The sequence below is a fragment of the Bacteroides intestinalis DSM 17393 genome, assembly GCF_000172175.1.
GTDB classification, from domain to species: Bacteria; Bacteroidota; Bacteroidia; order Bacteroidales; family Bacteroidaceae; genus Bacteroides; species Bacteroides intestinalis.
The window spans coordinates 105,600-125,730 of the sequence record NZ_ABJL02000008.1 but is presented as its reverse complement, the minus strand read 5'-3'; the positions used below and the strand labels follow the sequence as shown (position 1 = coordinate 125,730).

Genomic DNA, 20,131 nt, shown 5'->3' with positions numbered 1-20,131 from the left:
ACGTATCCGGGCAAGTGACGGCATGAGATTTTATGCAGGTATGCCGGCACGCATATATGCTGGTGCGCTGGCAGGCTGTTACGCCGGTATGCCGGTGCATGGGCGCGTGTCCGATTTTATACTCATGCGCAACCGCATTTGCTTATCCGGACAAAGACCCGCTTTTTCCTCTGCACACGGTGTTTTCTGCATCCGTCCGCACGTGTGCGGACAGGGGGATGTGTCATTGCCCGTATCCGTTCTCACGTGCAAAGTAAACCCTTAAAAACACGGGTTGTATGCTCTTTTTCCGCTATGGCCGCGTGTGGCGTCAAAGTGGACGCAAGTGGCGTAATCGCTTATGGCACAAGTGATTGAATAGGTCGGTATCTTTGCCTCGTGAACGATCCCGACGCTAATGAAGCCGTCCTTGCCCCGTTTTACGGCGGCTCTTTCAATGTTCTGTCCGCGAGCGGGCAGAAAGTATTTGCAAAGGGCAAATAGCAAGCTGTGTTTTCTGCTGCACGATTCTCGTTTTGCAGCAGAAAACAGCTTGCCCGCAAGGGGGAGAAAGCACCTCCGGAGTCGGTGCTTTTCAGAAGGGCGGCAAGCCGCGAAGGGATCGGAATTTTCAGGAACCGGGAGGCCCTGGCCTCTCCTTAAAATTTCGATGCGATGGAAAAGAACAGAAAACCCCGAGGGGGCAAAGGGGGACGACCCGCGAAAAACGACCCGGCCGTTTACCGCTTTTCGGTAAACTTTTCAGCCGTGGAACATGCCCGTTTCCTCGACCTTTACGAGCAGTCCGGGCTATTGTCCAAAGCCGCTTTTATCAAAGCGAGAGTGTTCAACGAGGCGTTCCGGGTGGTAAAGACCGACCGGGGAACGCTCGAATACGTGGCGAAGCTGACCGCTTTCCACGCCCAATTCCGTGCCATAGGAACGAATTATAACCAGGTGGTGAAGGAGCTGCACGCGCATTTTTCCGAGAAGAAAACACTCGCGCTGCTCTATAAACTGGAGAGAGCGACACGTGAACTGGCGGCCGTCGGGCAGCAGGTCGTGTCGCTCTCCGAAGAGTTCAAACAGCGATGGTAGCCAATATCACCACCGGAAAAGACGTGTACGGCGCGCTGGCGTACAACCAGGAGAAAGTCGATCGGGGCGACGGGAAGGTACTGCTGACCCACATCGTGAGGGAGCCGACGGATGGGCGCTTCAACGTGGCCGCGACGGCAGAAGACCTCCTGCGCTGGATGCCCTCGCACTACCGGACGGAAAAACCCGTCGTGCACGTATCGCTCAACCCGGCTCCCGAAGACCGCCTCGACGACGGGCAGCTCGCGGAGATAGCCGGGGCCTACATGGAGCGCATGGGTTGGGGAGGACAACCTTATATCGTATTCAAGCATACCGACATCGGACGGGAGCATATCCATATCGTGTCGGTGCAGGTGGCCCAGGACGGGCGCAAGATAAACGACAGCAGGCGCAACGAACGCAGCGTGGCCGTTACCGAGGAACTGGAACGGGAGTACGGACTGCATCCCGCCAAAGGGAGAAAGCGGGAGAAAGGGCAAGGGATCGTCCCCGCCGATTACACGCGGGGCGACCTGAAACGCCAGGTGGCAGCGGTAATAAAACCGGCCGTGGCGACATACCGCTTCCAGACCCTCGGCGAGTTCCGGGCATTGCTGTCCCTATATAATATAGGTATAGAGGAAGTCCGGGGAGAGCGGAACGGAACCCCCTACCGGGGATTGCTCTACACGCTGCTGGACGAGAACGGGGACAAGGCAGTGGCCGCGCCGCTCAAATCCTCACTGTTCGGTAAAGAGGTCGGGTATGACGGGCTGGAACGGCACATGGAGCGCAGCGCCGAACGGTTCGGGAAGGACGACACGAGGAGGCAAATCCGTGGCCGGGTCGATAAAGCGCTTCGGGGAGAACCCACGGAGGAAGAACTGCGCGAACGCCTGCGAGGAGCCCGGGTGGATCTCTACATACGACGCAACGAAAACGGCCGCATCGTGGGTGTGACCTTCATTGACCACGAAACACGGACGGTCGTGAACGGATCACGGCTGGGAAAGGCATACTCGGCCAACGCCTTCGAGCTGCGCTTCGGCGGAAAACGGAATCCCGGGGAAAACACGAGGGGCTTGTCCCCGAAACAAGCGCCTGCCGGACGGGACGGGCAACGGAAGCGGAATACCTCACGACGGAGGAAAGTATAACATCTCAATTATCATTCATTTATTAAATCTTACGGTTATGCAACAGGAAGACGACCTTCGGGGTCTTGCAAAAACAATGGATTTCATGCGGGCATTGAGTATCTTGTTCGTGGTTATCAACATCTACTGGTTCTGCTACGGGCAGATACGGGAATGGGGAATCAATATCGGCGTGGTCGATAGGATTCTGCTGAACTTCGACCGCACCGCGGGGCTGTTCCGGAATATACTATGGACGAAACTTTTCGCCGTCGTGTTCCTCGCCCTTTCATGCCTCGGGACAAAAGGAGTAAAAGAGGAGAAAATTACCTGGCGGAAAATCACGGCATCGCTGGCCACGGGAGGCGTGCTGTTCTTCTTCAACTGGTGGCTGCTGGACTTGCCGCTGACGGCAACGGCGAACGCGGCTTTCTACATACTGACCCTATCGGCCGGGTATATCTGCCTCTTGATGGGCGGCGTGTGGATGTCCCGCCTGCTGAAGAACAATCTCATGGATGACCCTTTCAACAACGAGAACGAATCATTCCAGCAGGAAACACGCCTGATCGAGAACGAGTACTCCATAAATCTGCCGACGAAATTTTACTATAACAAACAGTGGAACAACGGGTTCGCCAACGTCGTAAACCCGCAAAGGGCTTGCATCTGCATGGGAAGCCCGGGCAGCGGGAAGAGTTATTGTGTTGTAAACCAGTTTATTAAACAGCAAATCGAAAAGGGCTATACCCAATACATCTATGACTACAAGTTTCCCGATCTTTCGGAAATCGCCTACAACCACCTGCTGAATCACCAGAAAGGTTACAAGAAAATCCCGACTTTCTACGTCATAAATTTCGACGACCCGCGCCGCTCGCACCGCTGTAACCCCATTCACCCGGACTTCATGACCGATATTTCGGACGCCTACGAGAGCGCCTATACCATCATGCTCAACCTGAACCGAAGTTGGGTGCAGAAGCAGGGCGATTTTTTTGTGGAAAGCCCCATTATCCTTTTCGCGGCCGTGATCTGGTTCCTGCGCATCTACGACAACGGGCGGTATTGTACCTTCCCGCACGCCATCGAGTTCCTGAACAAGCGGTACGAGGATATTTTCCCGATTCTGACATCCTACCCGGAACTCGAAAACTACCTCAGCCCCTTTATGGATGCCTGGCTCGGAGGCGCTCAAGACCAGCTCCAGGGCCAGATAGCATCGGCCAAAATTCCGCTTTCCCGCATGATTTCGCCCCAGCTATATTGGGTCATGTCGGGCGATGACTTCACGCTCGACATCAATAACCCGGACGATCCCAAGATACTCTGCGTGGGGAACAATCCCGACAGGCAAAACATTTACGGAGCGGCTTTGGGATTGTATAATTCCCGGATTGTCAAGCTCATAAATAAGAAAGGCCAGCTCAAATCGGGCATCATCATCGACGAGCTGCCGACAATCTACTTCAAGGGACTCGACAACCTGATCGCCACGGCCAGAAGCAACAAGGTCGCCGTGCTGCTGTGCTTCCAGGATTTTTCACAGTTGAAGAGGGACTACGGGGACAAGGAGGCCGCCGTCGTGATGAACACGGTGGGCAACATCTTCTCCGGGCAGGTCGTAGGTGAAACGGCCAAAACACTCTCGGAACGGTTCGGTAAGGTATTGCAGAAGCGGCAGAGCATGACGTTGAGCCGCAGCGACAAATCGACATCCATATCCACGCAGCTGGACAGCCTGATCCCGGCCTCGAAGATCTCGACGCTCACGCAGGGAATGTTCGTCGGGGCCGTGGCGGACAATTTCGACGAACGTATCGAGCAGAAGATTTTCCACTGCGAGATTGTCGTGGACAACGAAAAAGTGAAAGCGGAAACGGCCCGGTACAAGAAGATACCACAAATTACCGACTTCACGGATGAGAATGGGACGGATCACATGAAACAGGTCGTGCAGGAAAACTACGAACGTATCAAGGCAGAGGCCGGCCGCATCGTCGCCGAGGAACTGGAACGTATCAAGAACGACCCGGTGCTTTGCAAGCTCCTGCCGGAACAGAACTAAATGAACACAAACACCCCCGCAAACAACCTCCGTGACCTTAACCGGGGCTGTTTCCTGGTTTTATAACCGTACAGCCGGTGTTTTGGAGCATAAAGTAGTGATTATGTGAACGGAAAACATTATTTTTGTGTTCGGAATCCTTTTAATTATAAGTATGACAGTTACCGATATATACGAAGCAATGAACAGCAAGGCGGAAGCGTTTTTCGAGTGGTTGCAGGCTCACCCGAAATACGGGTTGCTGTTTGGTGTCGGGTTGCTTGCCCTATGGCTTGCAGGGTTGCTGTTCCGTTGGAAATGGGCGTGTCATTGGCAGTTTAACAGCAAACTGTGGTTATTTGATGATTGCAAGCCTGAAACACGCCGCAGGGTTCAGATTGTGTTGGTCAGCGTTCTGATTATACTTATATTGGTTGGTTTCTTTGTATGGAGATAACGGTATGGAAAAGGACAATCGCAAATACCGGATCTGCTTCATCGACTATATGTGGTATGTAGCCGAGATATGGCACGAAAGGGAGCGTACCAATCTCAATGGACGTATGCTACTGTTTTGGTGCTGGCTCTTCGTCCTACTCATACCGCTTGGGTTTCCGCCGATATTGCGCCTTTTCGGCTGGATGATTGGTTTGGCCATAGTGATTCCTCTCTGCTTTCTTCCCGATTTATTCTGCAAGCTACGCTATACAGCCGGACGGCGTGAAGCACTCCGTGAACATTACGGGAAGATGAAACATCCCGGCAGGAAGCTCGCCAAAATAGTTCTTATCGCTATCGCCCTGATCGTGGCAAATGTAGCGCTGATGTTCCACCTCGGATTTATACATTGGGCATGATGAAACGGCAGGAGAATAAGCAACGGTTTTATCTCTGGGACTACCTCTGGTGGATGGGGGAGAAATGGAAGCAGGCAAGACGAACAGGCAGGGTCGATGGCGAAATGATGCTCTCGATTTATATCTTCGCTCTTTTGATATTCCCTATGATGACTGTTACTATCCGGCTTTTTCCAGGTGTGTCGGCATTGTTGCCATGTGTCGTTTTTAGCATTGTCACATTTGCCGTTATGTCGCTCGTCAGCAGGATTTACAAATGGCGAGGCAAAGCAGTGATGTCTCACTATGCCAAGTGCAGGTTTAACGAACTCCTTGCGGTTCTGTTATTTTTCCTTGCGATGGCCATTATCTGCTTTATGATGTATCTTCTTGACAAAAAGTGATACATACTTTGATACGGACTCCGGGCCGTTATATCGAATGGTCTAACTCGATGTACCAGTTTCCCTTGATGGGCTTGTAAAGCGTGGTGTCGTTGTACGTCCTGCGGTAGATCTCGTTCAGGTCGCCATGTTCGGTGATACGGATATTCCGACGGCTTCTCAATCCGGGATCGTAAACGAAACTCTTGGACGTTCCGGCATCCACGATGCCGTGGGAGTAGTACGGCATAACGAGGCTCACATATACCGAATCTGCCGTTCCCCATTCCCTGCGATCAACAAGGATAAAACCGCATCCAATCTCTGATAACAGGGAGTCGAGTAGGATTCGCTCCGGCTTCAACAGTCCATATACCGGGATGTCTTGTTCATCATTCGTTTCATGGGATGTATCGCTTTGCTCCATTGAATCAAGTATAATAACCTCTTCCGGAGAAAGCGGCGGGTAGTGAAAACTACCTTCTGAACTCTCTGCCATGATTTCGTACACCTTACGGAACGCCACCTCGTGCGTGGTGAAATGGCGTATCATTTCCTCGTCCGACGGCGGCATGGGAGGCTCTCCGCAGCTTACGGCAAGCAGGATTACAAATAACAGGATTATGACTGGTGTTCTCATTTTCTAATGTTTAATGTTCTGTGGCTAACCAATCTTGTTTAGGGAGTTGAGCCATTTGTTAATAGCATCCAATCTGTTATTCTGTTTAATGGTATCTTCATTTCTACATAATTTGATTTGCCGAATAACAGAGTTCTGCATAATTGAATCGGATTTGAAAAGCAGTTCTAAAACGGCTTCATAACATTTGGAATATCTGGACAATTCATCCAATATATTTGCGTCTTTTAGAATATACAGGTTGAAATTGTACACAAATGACTTGTAACTGAAAATCTCCGACTGTAATGCTGCTGCATCAAGACAAGTATAAAACAATTCCTTATCGTGCTGATATAGCCACATATAATCAGATGGGTTCAGGTTGTAGTGCAATAAAGTTTCCGAACGGACAAATGGAAGCCCCGTATTTGAGCCTACCAGATAACGGTATGTCTCATTGACTATTGACTCAACTATTTCAATGGATTCTGATTGTTTGTCCGATTCCCGTATTTCTGTAAATGTATCGGCAATAAGAACTTCCACATCCTGCGATTTGTAATATATACCGTTTTTTTGCCAGCGGAATCTACGGATATATTCTTCAGAAGTCGGACAACAGAACAGTAAAGTATTTAACAATCGGTTCAGATATATTCGCTTATCTGGAATATGACAACGGTGTAACCCTATTATGGAGCCATAAGCGTATAGCTTTCCAAACTCGTTTTCCTCCGAATTTGAATTTTTAGGCATGTAATACAACCGCACAATATTGGAAATGAAATAATATATATCAAGATATTTCAATGTATCAGCCGATTCTCCATATTTGTTAAGTAAATGCCGCTCCAGTTTCTCGCCATACCATAAGTAGCCATCGGGATTTATTTGAAACAACCGATGAAACTTAGGTCTTGATAATGAAAAGTTCTTGTTTCTACTTTTCATTCGTTCCAGTAAGGCGACAATAATTCTATTCGTTATATCCATAGCTGTAATGTTCAATAGCGTTCCGCTTTAAGCAGTAGTGCTGTTTGTTACTAACGAATTCATTCATTAATTGATGCTTTCATTTTTTCTACAATTACATCAATATATTGTTGTGGAATGTTTTTATTTTTATAGTTCTCAATAGCATCAAGAATACTTTGTTTCAATATCTCAACACATTGAGAATCATTTGCTGTTTCAAATTTATCAAATGGGAGTAGAATTTCCAATTCTATCCGATTACGTTTTTTCGAATATCGACTTAATGGATTTGTAGTAAATCCTTTTAAGCAGAATACATAGAAACTTAGTTCATTAATATATGAAATATCACATAGACAATCCATATATTCTATTACAGAGTTTCTTGCTTTACGAAACTTATCAGAAATACTATGTTCCAATTCACCTCCAATAAAAACTTTCATACAAATTTGTTATCGTTAGTAATGTCCGGCAGCGTTCCGCCTTTGTTCAGTCGGGTTGCAGCTTGTTAGCATCGTTTTTTATTTACGGTTTTTATACTTGTTTCTCAGAAATCCCGTAGTTCTTCGAATCTATCCAGCAATCTTGCCTTATCAATTATTGGATTATTCATGTAGTCAATTATTGAACACAATACCTCGTATACCAGATCCCGTTCATCAGTTTCGATACATCTCATTCGATTAAATGTCTTTGTATATTCCTCTACCGCAGCAATTGCTTTAGTCTGCGCCTCCGGATCATTTTGAACATTCAGGGCGAGTAACTCGTTTCGTGTCTTCCTGTACTGGATAATGGCCTTTTTGGCGGAGGAGGGTGAGATATAATCACTGTCATCCCAATCTCTGAATGGATTATCCATATTTTCTTTTATCCACTCTGGTTTTCTTGCCTGCGTGACGGAAAGATTCATTCCTTCGTTTTTTCGCTTCTTGTATAATTTTTTTATACATTTTGCCGCATCTTCTGGCAAACTTGTCATCCAAAGCCAGTTTAGATGTTCCATCCGTTCTGGCACAGGAATATCCTCTGAACTGAAGCCAAAAAGATTCCTCGTTGCGAAAACTTCAATGTTCCTAAAACTTTCGAGTACCGAGAAGTTTCTGATATACCCGGGTTTTCCCCATAACCAGAGTTCTTTCAGATTAGGGTAAACGGAGAATATATCGTTCATATCCACTTCATTAATTTCTATGCCATGAAGACTGTTGAGATTGGAAAGTTCAGGATAGGGGTGAAATATTTTACGGTATTGTAAGAGAAGGTTAGCCCCGTTATCTCTTGCATGAATGACACATGGACTAATTTTATCATTCAAAAGATATAACTGTTCCATTTCATCATTCAACCATAGTTCATCAATTTCAGTCAAATCTATGAGAAGTTTTCGTAGGCTTGTACCACGAAAATCAAGACTTCTTTGTCCTTTACCCTTATATGTCAGTTCTGTAATAAACGGTGTATTATCCAAATATTCAATGAGCCCCTGATGATATTCTTTAAGAACCAGCGTAGAAAGACATGGGAATACTTTTAATTCATCTGCTTTGGAAAACGGGCAATGGGCGTCATCTACATAGTGCGAACTTATTTTATATTCAGTTCCATTAAGCCATACTGTTTCCTCACTTTTCATTGCAATCTTAAACGCTTTTCTCCTTTCTTCAGGAATCTGTTGCCATTTAATTTGCCTATATACATCATACCCATAATTCCCTGTACCAAAATATGAGTTTTCCTCGTTTGTAAGAGGAGGAATATTACCTACAAATATAAAATAAGCTGGAACATCTATATCGACATTGGCTATACATAATTGCCTCTCCCAATACATGAAATCCATATAAAGAGGTTGGAGATTTTCCATCTGTACTAGATGAAGAGGCGATTCTCCAGTCCAATCCAGGTAAAGACAAATTGCGTCGCCCTTATCCTCTATTACGTTTGTAATCTGACAGGCTGTATAAAGCCTTAAACGATTATTATAGATAGTATAGACATCTCCTATCTTTGCTTTCATATTGGTTTAATTATAATTTTTCGATGCTAATGGTTTGACAGCGTTCCGCTTCAAGTGGTAGTGCTGTTTGTTAGTCGCTTCATTCTATATCGGTAGTGTTTTTTCGCTTGGCGCAAGCATTCTACCTCTATCATCATAAAGAGTAAATATTCTTTTGGATTCAGATAAAAGCATATCCTCGAATGAATCCCAAGCTAAAAGAGATGAAGCATCTCTACGTTTACAGAAATGAACTTTTCCATCTTCAGAGTCTATATAGAGCTTCGAACCATCATATCTATATCCGCCTATGAAAAAATAAGTGTCTTTTGCATTTTTAGGTTTTTCGTAAATGTTCGGCTCAAGTAAGCCAAAAGGCTCTGGAGTTGCATTTAAATCTCGGTTGTAAGATTTTCTTATTCCATATAAACTGAAATGGTGGAAAAGATGTAATCCATTTGTATCTGTCATTAAAAACGAGCGAAATTGAGACGGAATTTCTCTTTTCAAATCTCGTTCTAACTCAACAATATCATCTTCATTTAGCGTAGCAAAGACGCAAAAATTATATGCTTCAGGAGCAATGAAAGGTGCATGACCGTATTCTTTTGTCCCGTTTTCATATTCTTTACATCCATACTTTTCAAAAGTCCGAATGTATTCCATTATTTCTGTAAATGCACTCATATTTTTTCTTTTTATTTTTCAAGCGACTAATGTTTGGTGGCTAACCGACCTTTTTCAGGGGAGGTTAAGCCGCTTGTTAGTCGCACAATTTGTTCTTTTTTCAACTCAACTATTAGCTGCTCATATTTTTATCATCTTTACCATAAAAGGTTATGGCAGATAGACGACCTAATCTATACCATTATAATTATCCTTCGGCTTTAAACCATTCAAGATATTTAATGCCGTTGTAATCTACTAATTCCTCAATATGTTTTTTGGGAACATCAGAATCATCGTAACTTTTTTTCTTTATATAGATGTTCTGATTTTTCTTTTTATCTTTAAATCCATTAGGAATATAGCAGACTATACAATTCGATGCTGATACATGTTCTTCCTTGACGTAGAGTTCAATTACCCAATCAGGCACAAATTGATTGTTTATCATCCTTTTTACCATTTCAAATGGATTCTCAAGATGATCCAAAATTTCCACTTTCAAAAATTCTGGGTAATAGAACTTAATTCCTATGTCCTTGCAGAACTGACAGCGATGGTCGGGATTTGGGCGTTTCTTTGTACGACCTTCTTCGTAATCTCGTATTTCTTTCATGTATTCATCTTGATTGAAATACTCCATAAATTCTTCCCTACTTTTATCGGTTGTGCCAATCCAAATCATATATTCTAATCCAGCATTAGACCCTTGCATTCCTTCAGGCGACAGTTCAAACTCAAACGTACCAAGATAAGTCATGGTTGTGGTATTCTCTGCCTTCTTAGGAGATATACCCTCACGACAATTATAGCAGATAACAGCATTTGCCATTGTAATATTTTTATCAGCTATCGACAGACTTATCTTTTGGGTATCAGCAGGAATAAGGTTAAGTAATCCTGCCAAGCCGTCAGATGTGAATTTCATAATAAGAAAATCCTCGTCATAATCCATCACGCCCAGTTCCTTGCAGAACTGGCAGCGAAGTTCCTTATTATCTTCATCGTAATCTTTCCACCATTGGCGGAAAGCCGATTGATCCATATATTTCTCAAAGTCAGCTTCGGAATCGAATTGACCGACCCATATCATTATCTTACTCATTTTCTTTTTTTATTTTTCAAGCGACTAATGTTCGGCGGATAAACCACCTTAAAAGTTTCATCTGTTTGTTATCGACCTATTTTATTTTTAGTTTTTGACTATATGCAAGTATTACAAAACGATTATCTAATCCACAATCAATTACATCATTCTTTTCTAATTGAGAATAGGCTTTTACAAATCTATTTCGACATTTACTTGAATGTATGTAATGATTGAAGTAGTTCTCGGCTTGTTCCTTTTCACCATATCTCAACATATATGGCAGGGCAAGGAGAGAGTCTTTCGTGTATTGATTGAAACAACAGCCATGTTGCGTAATGAAGTCAATAGCCATTTGTCTATTCTCAAATAAATCAAATATCGGACAAGCATATTTTTCAAGTAAATCAATTATTGTTTTTATTGATGGAGCATAGCTTAGTCCGGCAAGATCCCAAGATTGATATTGATTTATTGGCGATAGGTATCCAATATGATTATGATATACTAAGCCATCATCATTGACATTGAGATTCTCTTCTTGCACCCACTTTTTCAAGTTTTTACAGGTAATCGTAATCAGTGGATATATAGCCACACTACAAGATGAATTATATACACTTGAACGAAACCATATTTCAAAAGTCAAATTTTTGTCTTTTGAAATCTTTTTCAAACATTGTCCATTTTTAGACGGCTTAAATCCCATTGCGATAAAAGGAATAGCTATCTCATTGCAGGCTTTAATAAATATATCTCTTGGTTTCATTTCTTGTTCTTTTCAGGTCGATAATGTTTGGCAGCGTTCCACTTATTCAGTCGGTTTGCTGTTTGTTATCAAATTCTCATTTATCCATTTCTTTACTTTTTTCGTTACAAATGACATTGGAGAAACACCTGAATTATTATTCACTGTTATATCTGCACCATTTTCCAATAATGTAATCGCAGATTTGTCATTTCTATCAAAAATGGCAATGAATAGCGGGGTACGACCATTTTCTTCTTGGATATTTAAGTTTGCCTTTGACCCTGCAAGAAGTTCTATAATTTCCGGGCTATTCTCTTGAGCAGCGAAATGCAACGCCGTCCACCCAGAGTCATCTTGCAAATCCAAATTCAAACCATTCATTTTGTATTGCTTTATTAGTTCAATGGCAAACGTACTCTTTCCTTCGACAATGAAATTCATTAATAGATTTCTTCCATCTCTATCCACAAAATCACATCCATACTTATCCACAAATGATATGACTTTTGTAAAATCATCTTCGTCGAATAATTCAAACATCAGATCTTCTGCTTCTTCGTTATATTTTGTACTCATAACTGCTTTATTTTAGAATTTGATAATGTTTGTCAGCGTTCCGCTTATTCAGTCGGTTTGCTGTTTGTTATCAGAACAAAATGAATGATTTTATAAAAGCATAAATTCATTTGCTTCCACGTCAATAGCCCTGCAATTCCAATGCGAGCATAATTGTTTCACGAAGTGCAAGATTGCTTCTTCATTTTCACCTCCATGAAAACATAGATGTATATTTTCAATACTTTCATTATCGTTCCAAGAAATCTCCACGCCACACTCGTTGTCTAATTGCAGTATCATTTCGCTATCCGACAAATTATCATCAGAAATAATAAAAGTGTTCTGCATCCAATCCACGAACGCATTTCTATCTGTTATAGGCAGTGTTTCATCCACATCCGACAAATCTGATTCATCGTTCAATGGCGTTTTTATTAAAATGATAGACCAACTCATATTTTTTTATTTAATTAGTTCATGTTCTATTTTTTATGCACTGATAATGTCCGGCAGCGTGCCACTTGTTCAGTCGGTTTGCTGTTTGTTATCGTTGTTAAAGAATCTTCTTACATCATAATTTGCGATAGTTCTTGCCAATGATTTAGGAGATACTCCATTGTTGTTCTCTATATCGGGATTAGCTCCATTTTTCAAAAGGTGTTCGATAAAAAAGCCATCTCCCTTGTATTGCATAACAGCTTCCCATAAAGGAGTATTACCATTTGCATTTTGCATATCTATATCTGCATTATGATTCAGGAGTAATTCAAAAATACCTTTCAACTGATATTGAACAGAAAGATATAATGCAGTGCGTCCGTCTTTCCTTTTTTCATTTATATCCAACCCTTTTTTTACAAATTCGGGTATAATTACACCTGCGGGATGTACGATACTCTTGTAATTCATTATATAGTAATGAAGTAGATTACTCCCATATTTATCTTTACTATTTATGTCATAATCTATTAGAGCTTGTATAAACCTGTTTGAGTCATCACTCAATAATTCAAGTTTCATATCTTCTATTGTTCTCATTTCTTTGATTCTAATGTAAACAACGATAATGTTTAGAGGATAGCCGACCGTTTAGGGCGGTTCATCCTCATGTTCGAGACAATTTTTATTTCCTTTATTACATACTATATAGAACTTCAATTTTTGACTGCTGTTTCCGGCAGAAAGAGGTGTGAAGTTCATGCCCGCACCCCGTTCGTTTCATTACTGCTCTTATCCGTATTTCATTCATTTTTCAGTTCTCCTTTCTTTCTTTTCATGGGATTTCACTGTTCTTGTTCACGGCAGGACATAGCTATCCCATGTTGCTGTCATGCCGCTTTTTTCCGGTGTATGTCGCAATGCTCCAGTATTACCGTGTATGTCATGCCGCCACCCGTTACCGTGGTATGGCTGTAAACTCTCGTCCGTCCGCAACGTTCGCAGAAGTACGGGTTTTCATATCCGCTTTCTGCCTGTTGCAACTCAGCTTCCTCTATCTCGCTTTCATCCCGTCCGAAGTATTCTTCCGGCAGGCTGCCTTTATTGGAATAGAAGCCGTAGTACCTCACGATGCGGAAATAGCGCAGTGGAACGTGTTGCAGCAGCCGGGGGAAGAACTCCCGGTAGTGCAGTGTCAGTTCCTTTTCAACCGGGTTCCTCCTGTCGGGTGAGTTTTTGTAATCACGGTAACGGAATGAAATGTTTTCGCCGTCCATTGCCGTAATCTTGTACTCGCTCAGACACGCCCGTTTGGAATACCTGCCCACATATTGTATCACCTGTTCCGGCATCTGTATGGGCTGCTCCAAATGTACAATCCAGTCCTTTTTGTTCACCACCTTTTTGATGAAGCCCATAAACTCCATGCGGTCGTGGAAATCATGCTCCAACCTGCCCGCATCGAACAACCCTATCAGGGCGTGTTCAAACTTGTAGCGGAATACCTTACAGATAGAGGGGATATGCACGTAGTCATGTTCGGGGATGACTATCTTACCGTCGTTATCTATGCCGCCCCATGACATAATCATGTGCGTGTGTACATGGAGCTGTTTCGTTTCCCCGTAGGTATGCAGTACGGCAATCACTCCGGTTTTCAAGCCGAACTTGTGCATCATCCAGTCTTTCAGCGTTTCAGCCGAAGTACGCATCAGTATATTCAGCATTTCTTTCCTGTTGCGCTTCACCAAGTCCAGCAGGATATGCGGCAAGGTCATCACCACATGGCGGTGCGGCACCCGCAGCATCTTTTCTTTCATGCGTGCCGCCCATTTCAGCGTGTCACGCCAGCCGCATGACGGGCAAAAACGGTGTTTGCAACTATGGCTGATTTCCCGTACTTCCCCACAATCGGGACAAACGTATGTGTCTATCCCCAAAGTGGTTGTGCGACATACACGGATAGCGTTCACCGCCTTGTACTGTTCGGGGGTGATGTACTCCGCCGGGTGCTGTGCGTATTCATCCCACCACCGATTGAAGAAATCGGACAAGCGGTACTTCTTTTCTTTGCAACCGTCTGTATATATGTCGTTTAGCACTTCTTTCATAGCTCGCACACAAATCCTTTTTTACTCTATTTCAACATCTAATCTTTTGATTATTAGTTGTTTATTGTCTTGAACGTTATACTATCAGCCGATTTGGCTGTTATTTTCTTTAAGTATCAGACCTCGTCTTCCTCCATCAACAGATCGTCCAACGGGCTTTTGATATTGCTTTTGAAAGTGTCGGCTATGTGGACATACCTTTCCGTTGTCTTGATGTTGTTATGTCCCATAAGCTCTTTCACAATCTTGATGTCGGTTCCTTGCTCCAGCAAGTGGGTGGCGAACGAATGGCGCAGCAGGTGCGGATAAATCCGTTTCGTGATTCCCGCTTCCCGGGCCGCTGCCTTCAGCCGTTTCGACACGATACTCTCGGTGAAAGGTTCGCCCGGTCTGTGTTCAAAAAGCCACACTTTCGGTTTGTATAGTCTGTTATATTCCGTCAGCTTTTTCATCAACGGTTTTGATAGCAGGGTGTAGCGGTCTTTTTTTCCTTTACCCTGCCGCACCCGTATCAGGGAGCGGGATTCGTTGATGTCGCCGGGTTTCAGTTCCAGCAGTTCGCTGATGCGCAATCCTGCGGAATAGAGTATGGAGAACATGCAGAAGAAGCGCAGGTCTGTCACCGTCGCGTCGAGTATCTTCTTTATTTCCTCCTTGCTCAACACGTCGGGCAGCGTCTTCTCCCGTTTGGCACGGTTCACCTTGTAACACCGCCGTTCCTGACCGAGAACTTTCTCGTAATAGAACTTGATGGCGTTGATACGCTGGTTTTGCTGGCAGGAGGATATGTTTTTCTCGTGGATGAGATACAGCAGGTAGTCGTTTATCTCGCCGGGGGTAACCGTTTCAATCTTACGCCCCTCGAAATGCTGTTGGAAATCGCGGAAATAGGAGGTATATACCCTTACGGTATGGTCACTGTAACGCACTTGCTGAAGTTTTTCCAGATAGCCTTCCGGCAGTGGCGGCCGTTTGTCTTCCTCTTTACGGGGGGCGGTTTCCTTGATGGCAGAATAGTCTATAAACGCCATTTTCACATAGCGGTCGAAGAACTCGGCAAGCACGAAATCTTCTGCCGGCAGATAAGCCCTGCCGCCGACAAGCAGTACGTTTTCTTCCTTCGACAGCGACAAGCGGATGTCATTGTCATTACCGAAAGTCACTTCGACAAATTCTCTCCCGTTTCTTATCACCGGAGAAAGTTTGATCTTGGTTTTTGGGGTATATATTTCCATGCCTCACGTTTTGTCGGATATTGAAACCCGTTTTCGCAAATTTATAAAAAAACACGGGTTATCCATGCGCTTTATTGACATTTAACAATAGATCCCGACTACCTGACAATAAGGTGAGGAGCCACGAAAATACCCTCTGCCAAATCCGTCCTTCCCGGCACTCCGTTTCTCCGATTTCCTCTGCCCTGCGCCACAAGCGGCCACTTCTGTGCCCGATGCTTCCATAGCCTTTCCAACTCTTTTACGTTCAGCCGGTTCCCCTTACTTTCGTTCCCGCATCGCTATTGGTGCTAACTAAAAACACTCGTAATTATGGACGAAAACGTAAAGAACGACGCTAAACAAGTCATGCTCGTTCAGAATGCCGACGACGGACGACTGCAAGCCGTTACCGGCGTGGATCGGGACGGCAATATCCAGACCGCCGACCCCACGGATCAGAATGTGGCGAGCCTGCTGAACGTGAACACGCAGGATTCAGCCCTCGAAGCCTTCTTCAAAAAGTTCATGGAACAGGCCCAGAACCCCGTCCACACGGGTATCTTCGTCATGACGGAGAATGCCCTGAACAAACTTATCCGCATCGACTTCGACCCGGAGATTCTGGAAAATTACCGTATCGACCCCTCCGAACGGCTTCAGACGCAGGAGCAGCGGCAGTTCGAGCCGCTGGACGTCACGAAGATAGACCTGGCGGATATGGAGAAGAAAGGTATCCGCATGGAGGACATCGAGCCGCACCTGAAAGCCATGTCTTACGGACATAAATCCAACGGGCTGGTGGAGATGAACCCCGAACTGGAGAACGGGATGCGTGTTTCCACCAAAGGGCGCGTGTCGCTCGAAGAGCAGGCGGACGGCTCGCTGCGCGTCGTGCCGCATTACTGGCAGGAACGGCCCGACCTCGACGCCCCCTTCCACGGGGTGCTGCTCGACGAGGAGGCGAAAACGAACCTGATGAACACCCGCCACGCCGGGAAAGTGATCGACCTGGAGCTGGAGCCGGGCAAGCTCACGCCCTGCTACGTGTCGATAGACAAATGGACGAACACGCTGGAACCCATGCCCGTTTCGCTACTCGAAAAACGTGCCCGCATCAAGGAGGCCGACCTCTCGGAAGGCAAGCAGATGGATTTCTACGGCGGCGGCAAGGTGTTGCTCGAAGGATATACCACCCGCGCGGGTTATAAGCGGGATGCCTATATCCAAATCGACGCGGCCGAACGTAACTATTCCTTTACCTACGACGGTTTGGATCGCAACCGCTACGCCCAGGAGAACAAGGAGATTTACCGCCAGAAGGCCGCCGAGAAAAACGGACGGCAGGAAACTACGGCCTCCGAACGACAGCCCACGCTCACGATTCACCGGACAATCCTCAAAGCCTCCGTGCCCAAAGAGGCTTATGACCAGTGGACGGAAGCGGTGAATGATCCCTCCAAGCGGGCGGATGTCAAGGCTTTCTACATCAAGGGCATGGTCAAGGACGGGCAGGGTGAGCCGTTCAACGCCTGGGTCAAGCCCAACTTCGAGCGTAACAAGATGGACTTCTTCCGCTGGAATCCCGACCGTGCGAAACGGCAGGGAGCGGAGGTCAAACCCGCCGTTGAAAGCCGTACCCAGGTCGCCGTCAATTCCGAGGGCAAGACCGTCGAAGCGGTCAAAGGTGTGAAAGAGCCGCTCAAGCAGGGACAGCAGGAAGCCACCCCGACGCAGAAGAAAAATTACCGCAGCAGCAAAAAGAGCAACTCCAAAGGTGTCAAGGTATAACGTATGAAATGGTTCTACATGCAGGCCGGAGCCATGCCGCTCCTGATCGCGGCGCTGGCCGCCTTGTACCTCCGGCCGGGTAAACGCAGCCCCCCGGAGGAGGCGGACGACGGACGGCAGTATTACGACGGGAACGGCAACCATGTCTATTACGACCGCCGGCTGATCGCCCGTCCGGAAAAAGAGAAAGAAGAAGAACTACAAGAAAACAACCACTGAAAAATCCGAATCATCATGCAAGTAATTATCGCAGAAAAGCCCTCGGTGGCGCGTGAGATCGCCGCCATCGTGGGAGCCACGAACCGTAAAGACGGTTTTATCGAGGGAAACGGCTACGCCGTAACCTGGGCCTTCGGCCACCTGGTCGGGCTGGCAATGCCCCAACAGTACGGCATCGCGGGTTTCCGCCGGGAAAACCTGCCTATCCTGCCATCATCGTTCATCCTTCTGCCCCGGCAGGTTCGGGAGGGTAAAGAGTATAAGGCCGACCCGGGTGTCGTGAAGCAGCTCGGTATTCTCCGGGAATTGTTCGGCATGGCCGAGCGCATCATCGTCGCGACCGACGCGGGGCGTGAAGGGGAGCTGATCTTCCGCTACATCTACTCTTACCTGGAATGCCGCACCCCTTTCGTGCGGTTATGGATCAGCAGCCTGACCGACCGGGCCATCCGCGAGGGGTTACAACACCTCCGCCCTGGCAACGAATACGACAACCTTTACCTCTCGGCCAAAGCCCGCAGCGAAGCCGACTGGATCGTCGGTATCAACGCCTCGCAAGCGCTTGCCGTGGCTGCCGGGCGGGGCGTCTGGTCGCTCGGACGGGTGCAGACCCCCACGCTGGCGATCATCTGCTCCCGTTACCTGGAGAACAAGGCGTTCAAGCCCGCCACCTATTTCCGGCTGAAGCTCTCCACGGCAAAGGAGGGCACGGAGTTCACCGTCCTCTCCACGGAGAAATTCGACGGCAGGGAGAAGGCGGAAGCAGCCCGCGCCGAGGTTATCGGCGCCCGAACGGTACGCGTCGTGAACGTGGAGCGCAAGGAGGCCAGGGAACAGCCGCCTCTCTTGTACGACCTGACGACACTCCAGAAAGAGGCCAACAGCCGGTATGGTTTTTCGGCAGAAAAAACGCTCGACATCGCCCAGTCGCTTTACGAGAAGAAGTTCATCACTTATCCCCGTACCGGCTCACGCTATATATCGGAAGATGTGGCCGAGGAGATTCCGGCACTCATCGGGAACATGACACGCTATCCCCGTTTCGCGGAATACGCGGGCCTGATGGATACCGCATCTCTCTCCCGCCGAAGCGTGGACAACGAAAAGATCGCCGACCACCACGCGCTGCTTCCCACCGAGAACCTCCCCTCCGAACTGGATGCCGACCACCGCATCGTCTATGAGATGGTCGCGGGGCGGATGCTCGAAACCTTTTCCGGGGCCTGCGTGAAAGAAAACACTTCCCTTACCCTGCAAAGCGCGGGGCATGATTTCACGGCCCGCGGCAGTATCATGGTCGAGACGGGCTGGCGGGCCGTCCTGAATGAACCTGTCGAGGAGAAAGAGGAGGACATGACCCTCCTTCCCGACATCGTGCAAGGCGACGAGCTGCCCGTCAAAGGATGCGTCACGGAACAGAAACAGACCCGGCCGCGCCCCCTTCACACGGAATCGAGCCTGCTGGCGGCGATGGAAACCGCCGGACGCGAACTGTCCGACGAGGCCGAACGCGAGGCGATGAAGGATGCCGGCATCGGCACGCCCGCCACCCGTGCCGCCATCATCGAAACGCTCTTTGCCCGCGAGTATGTCAGGCGAGAGAAAAAGTCGCTTGTACCCACGGACAAGGGACTGGCCGTGTATGCCGTGGTCAGGGACAAGAAGATCGCCGATGTCGCCATGACGGGCGGCTGGGAACTGGCCCTCTCGAAGATCGCTACCGGGGAGATGGACGCCCCGACGTTCCATCGCGGTATCGAGGTCTTCGCCTCGCAAATCGCCAAAGAACTGCTGGAAGCAAGAATCGACGGCGCGGAGAGTGACACAGCCTGCCCGCGTTGCGGCAGGCCCGTGGTGTTCTATCCCAAACTCGCCAAGTGCCAGAATCCCGATTGCGGCCTGACCGTATGGAGAACCGTGGCCCGCAAGGAGCTGACCGACAAGCAGCTCGCGGAACTGCTGACCAAAGGCAAAACCGGCACGATCCGGGGATTCGTCAAAAACGGCGGCGGGACGTTCGACGCGGCCCTCACGCTCGATGACCAGTTCAAGACCTCGTTCGTTTTCGAGCCGCGCGATACTCCCAGGCAGGGAAAGAGGAACAAACGGAAATAATCGTTACCTTTGCCACTGGAAAAGACCTGTCATAACGAGATACGCTTGTTTGATAAGGATTTTTTCAGTGGTCGGCGCTTCGGGTGGGAACCCGGGGCGCCTTTCTCTTCCCCGATTATCA

The 20,131-nt window shown here is 47.1% G+C and carries 22 protein-coding genes; 10 read left to right on the top strand and 12 right to left on the bottom strand.

Annotated elements, in window-relative coordinates:
* Positions 1–22: 22 nt before the first annotated feature.
* The 7 genes from BACINT_RS09820 to BACINT_RS09790 all read left to right on the top strand — a co-directional run bounded on the left by BACINT_RS09820 (position 23) and on the right by BACINT_RS09790 (position 5,482).
* Positions 23–265 carry a hypothetical protein gene (locus BACINT_RS09820; protein WP_007559006.1) on the top strand — a complete coding sequence of 81 codons (243 nt, stop codon included), beginning with the start codon at positions 23–25 and terminating at the stop codon, positions 263–265.
* Positions 266–654: 389 nt separating this feature from the next.
* Positions 655–1,077, top strand: a complete 423-nt coding sequence (mobA, locus tag BACINT_RS09815; protein ID WP_007662666.1) for a conjugal transfer protein MobA — start codon at positions 655–657, stop codon at positions 1,075–1,077.
* Positions 1,071–2,216, top strand: a complete 1,146-nt coding sequence (gene mobB, locus BACINT_RS09810) for a conjugal transfer protein MobB (protein WP_007662664.1) — start codon at positions 1,071–1,073, stop codon at positions 2,214–2,216. Before mobA ends, mobB begins: the two co-directional genes overlap by 7 nt.
* A 37-nt stretch (positions 2,217–2,253) precedes the next feature.
* Positions 2,254–4,263 carry a conjugal transfer protein MobC gene (mobC, locus tag BACINT_RS09805; RefSeq protein ID WP_007662663.1) on the top strand — a complete coding sequence of 670 codons (2,010 nt, stop codon included), beginning with the start codon at positions 2,254–2,256 and terminating at the stop codon, positions 4,261–4,263.
* 154 nt (positions 4,264–4,417) lie between these two features.
* Positions 4,418–4,699, top strand: coding sequence for an Imm17 family immunity protein (locus BACINT_RS09800; protein WP_004295465.1), 282 nt, complete (start codon positions 4,418–4,420; stop codon positions 4,697–4,699).
* A 4-nt stretch (positions 4,700–4,703) separates the two neighbouring features.
* Positions 4,704–5,099 (top strand): hypothetical protein, encoded by a 396-nt coding sequence (locus BACINT_RS09795; protein ID WP_004295258.1) that lies wholly within the window; start codon positions 4,704–4,706, stop codon positions 5,097–5,099.
* Complete coding sequence (locus BACINT_RS09790; protein ID WP_004319173.1) at positions 5,096–5,482, top strand: hypothetical protein; 387 nt, start codon at positions 5,096–5,098, stop codon at positions 5,480–5,482. Before BACINT_RS09795 ends, BACINT_RS09790 begins: the two co-directional genes overlap by 4 nt.
* A 28-nt stretch (positions 5,483–5,510) precedes the next feature.
* Here the strand turns inward: BACINT_RS09790 and BACINT_RS09785 are convergent, their stop codons facing one another.
* From BACINT_RS09785 to BACINT_RS09730, 12 genes are all read right to left on the bottom strand, one after another.
* The gene (locus tag BACINT_RS09785; protein ID WP_004295259.1) at positions 5,511–6,101 is read right to left on the bottom strand and encodes a DUF4948 family protein; all 591 of its coding nucleotides are present in this window, start codon (positions 6,099–6,101) and stop codon (positions 5,511–5,513) included.
* A 24-nt stretch (positions 6,102–6,125) separates the two neighbouring features.
* Positions 6,126–7,076 (bottom strand): hypothetical protein, encoded by a 951-nt coding sequence (locus BACINT_RS09780; RefSeq protein WP_007662662.1) that lies wholly within the window; start codon positions 7,074–7,076, stop codon positions 6,126–6,128.
* A 59-nt stretch (positions 7,077–7,135) separates the two neighbouring features.
* A complete protein-coding gene (locus BACINT_RS09775; RefSeq protein WP_004295261.1) occupies positions 7,136–7,504 on the bottom strand; it encodes an Imm44 family immunity protein in 369 nt (122 codons plus the stop codon).
* Positions 7,505–7,608: 104 nt separating this feature from the next.
* Positions 7,609–9,081, bottom strand: a complete 1,473-nt coding sequence (locus tag BACINT_RS09770) for a hypothetical protein (protein ID WP_007662661.1) — start codon at positions 9,079–9,081, stop codon at positions 7,609–7,611.
* Positions 9,082–9,165: 84 nt separating this feature from the next.
* Positions 9,166–9,747, bottom strand: coding sequence for an SMI1/KNR4 family protein (locus BACINT_RS09765; protein WP_007662660.1), 582 nt, complete (start codon positions 9,745–9,747; stop codon positions 9,166–9,168).
* A gap of 187 nt (positions 9,748–9,934) precedes the next feature.
* Positions 9,935–10,831 (bottom strand): immunity 22 family protein, encoded by an 897-nt coding sequence (locus BACINT_RS09760; protein WP_007662659.1) that lies wholly within the window; start codon positions 10,829–10,831, stop codon positions 9,935–9,937.
* 76 nt (positions 10,832–10,907) lie between these two features.
* Positions 10,908–11,582 carry a hypothetical protein gene (locus BACINT_RS09755; protein WP_007662658.1) on the bottom strand — a complete coding sequence of 225 codons (675 nt, stop codon included), beginning with the start codon at positions 11,580–11,582 and terminating at the stop codon, positions 10,908–10,910.
* Between the two features lie 42 nt (positions 11,583–11,624).
* Positions 11,625–12,140: an ankyrin repeat domain-containing protein gene (locus BACINT_RS09750; protein WP_007662657.1), complete on the bottom strand. Its 516-nt coding sequence runs from the start codon at positions 12,138–12,140 to the stop codon at positions 11,625–11,627.
* Positions 12,141–12,230: 90 nt separating this feature from the next.
* Positions 12,231–12,578: a hypothetical protein gene (locus BACINT_RS09745; protein WP_007662654.1), complete on the bottom strand. Its 348-nt coding sequence runs from the start codon at positions 12,576–12,578 to the stop codon at positions 12,231–12,233.
* A 69-nt stretch (positions 12,579–12,647) separates the two neighbouring features.
* Positions 12,648–13,160, bottom strand: a complete 513-nt coding sequence (locus BACINT_RS09740) for an ankyrin repeat domain-containing protein (protein WP_007558978.1) — start codon at positions 13,158–13,160, stop codon at positions 12,648–12,650.
* A 290-nt stretch (positions 13,161–13,450) separates the two neighbouring features.
* A complete protein-coding gene (locus BACINT_RS09735) occupies positions 13,451–14,671 on the bottom strand; it encodes an IS91 family transposase (protein WP_007662653.1) in 1,221 nt (406 codons plus the stop codon).
* A 116-nt stretch (positions 14,672–14,787) separates the two neighbouring features.
* Positions 14,788–15,906, bottom strand: a complete 1,119-nt coding sequence (locus BACINT_RS09730; RefSeq protein ID WP_007565622.1) for a tyrosine-type recombinase/integrase — start codon at positions 15,904–15,906, stop codon at positions 14,788–14,790.
* A 312-nt stretch (positions 15,907–16,218) separates the two neighbouring features.
* Here BACINT_RS09730 and BACINT_RS09725 point away from each other — a divergent pair, with 312 nt between their 5' ends.
* The 3 genes from BACINT_RS09725 to BACINT_RS09715 are packed head-to-tail and all read left to right on the top strand — an operon-like array spanning position 16,219 to position 20,010.
* Complete coding sequence (locus BACINT_RS09725; protein WP_007558960.1) at positions 16,219–17,676, top strand: DUF3945 domain-containing protein; 1,458 nt, start codon at positions 16,219–16,221, stop codon at positions 17,674–17,676.
* Positions 17,677–17,679: 3 nt separating this feature from the next.
* Positions 17,680–17,895, top strand: coding sequence for a hypothetical protein (locus BACINT_RS09720; protein ID WP_004319199.1), 216 nt, complete (start codon positions 17,680–17,682; stop codon positions 17,893–17,895).
* Between the two features lie 15 nt (positions 17,896–17,910).
* Complete coding sequence (locus tag BACINT_RS09715) at positions 17,911–20,010, top strand: type IA DNA topoisomerase (RefSeq protein ID WP_007662652.1); 2,100 nt, start codon at positions 17,911–17,913, stop codon at positions 20,008–20,010.
* The last annotated feature ends 121 nt before the right edge of the window (positions 20,011–20,131 follow it).

Excerpts from the sequence above, each read along its gene's own strand:
- BACINT_RS09820 (WP_007559006.1), top strand. The coding sequence starts at position 23 with ATGAGATTTTATGCAGGTATGCCGGCACGCATATATGCTGGTGCGCTG.
- mobA (WP_007662666.1), top strand. The coding sequence starts at position 655 with ATGGAAAAGAACAGAAAACCCCGAGGGGGCAAAGGGGGACGACCCGCG.
- mobB (WP_007662664.1), top strand. The coding sequence starts at position 1,071 with ATGGTAGCCAATATCACCACCGGAAAAGACGTGTACGGCGCGCTGGCG.
- mobC (WP_007662663.1), top strand. The coding sequence starts at position 2,254 with ATGCAACAGGAAGACGACCTTCGGGGTCTTGCAAAAACAATGGATTTC.
- BACINT_RS09800 (WP_004295465.1), top strand. The coding sequence starts at position 4,418 with ATGACAGTTACCGATATATACGAAGCAATGAACAGCAAGGCGGAAGCG.
- BACINT_RS09795 (WP_004295258.1), top strand. The coding sequence starts at position 4,704 with ATGGAAAAGGACAATCGCAAATACCGGATCTGCTTCATCGACTATATG.
- BACINT_RS09790 (WP_004319173.1), top strand. The coding sequence starts at position 5,096 with ATGATGAAACGGCAGGAGAATAAGCAACGGTTTTATCTCTGGGACTAC.
- BACINT_RS09785 (WP_004295259.1), bottom strand. The coding sequence starts at position 6,101 with ATGAGAACACCAGTCATAATCCTGTTATTTGTAATCCTGCTTGCCGTA.
- BACINT_RS09780 (WP_007662662.1), bottom strand. The coding sequence starts at position 7,076 with ATGGATATAACGAATAGAATTATTGTCGCCTTACTGGAACGAATGAAA.
- BACINT_RS09775 (WP_004295261.1), bottom strand. The coding sequence starts at position 7,504 with ATGAAAGTTTTTATTGGAGGTGAATTGGAACATAGTATTTCTGATAAG.
- BACINT_RS09770 (WP_007662661.1), bottom strand. The coding sequence starts at position 9,081 with ATGAAAGCAAAGATAGGAGATGTCTATACTATCTATAATAATCGTTTA.
- BACINT_RS09765 (WP_007662660.1), bottom strand. The coding sequence starts at position 9,747 with ATGAGTGCATTTACAGAAATAATGGAATACATTCGGACTTTTGAAAAG.
- BACINT_RS09760 (WP_007662659.1), bottom strand. The coding sequence starts at position 10,831 with ATGAGTAAGATAATGATATGGGTCGGTCAATTCGATTCCGAAGCTGAC.
- BACINT_RS09755 (WP_007662658.1), bottom strand. The coding sequence starts at position 11,582 with ATGAAACCAAGAGATATATTTATTAAAGCCTGCAATGAGATAGCTATT.
- BACINT_RS09750 (WP_007662657.1), bottom strand. The coding sequence starts at position 12,140 with ATGAGTACAAAATATAACGAAGAAGCAGAAGATCTGATGTTTGAATTA.
- BACINT_RS09745 (WP_007662654.1), bottom strand. The coding sequence starts at position 12,578 with ATGAGTTGGTCTATCATTTTAATAAAAACGCCATTGAACGATGAATCA.
- BACINT_RS09740 (WP_007558978.1), bottom strand. The coding sequence starts at position 13,160 with ATGAGAACAATAGAAGATATGAAACTTGAATTATTGAGTGATGACTCA.
- BACINT_RS09735 (WP_007662653.1), bottom strand. The coding sequence starts at position 14,671 with ATGAAAGAAGTGCTAAACGACATATATACAGACGGTTGCAAAGAAAAG.
- BACINT_RS09730 (WP_007565622.1), bottom strand. The coding sequence starts at position 15,906 with ATGGAAATATATACCCCAAAAACCAAGATCAAACTTTCTCCGGTGATA.
- BACINT_RS09725 (WP_007558960.1), top strand. The coding sequence starts at position 16,219 with ATGGACGAAAACGTAAAGAACGACGCTAAACAAGTCATGCTCGTTCAG.
- BACINT_RS09720 (WP_004319199.1), top strand. The coding sequence starts at position 17,680 with ATGAAATGGTTCTACATGCAGGCCGGAGCCATGCCGCTCCTGATCGCG.
- BACINT_RS09715 (WP_007662652.1), top strand. The coding sequence starts at position 17,911 with ATGCAAGTAATTATCGCAGAAAAGCCCTCGGTGGCGCGTGAGATCGCC.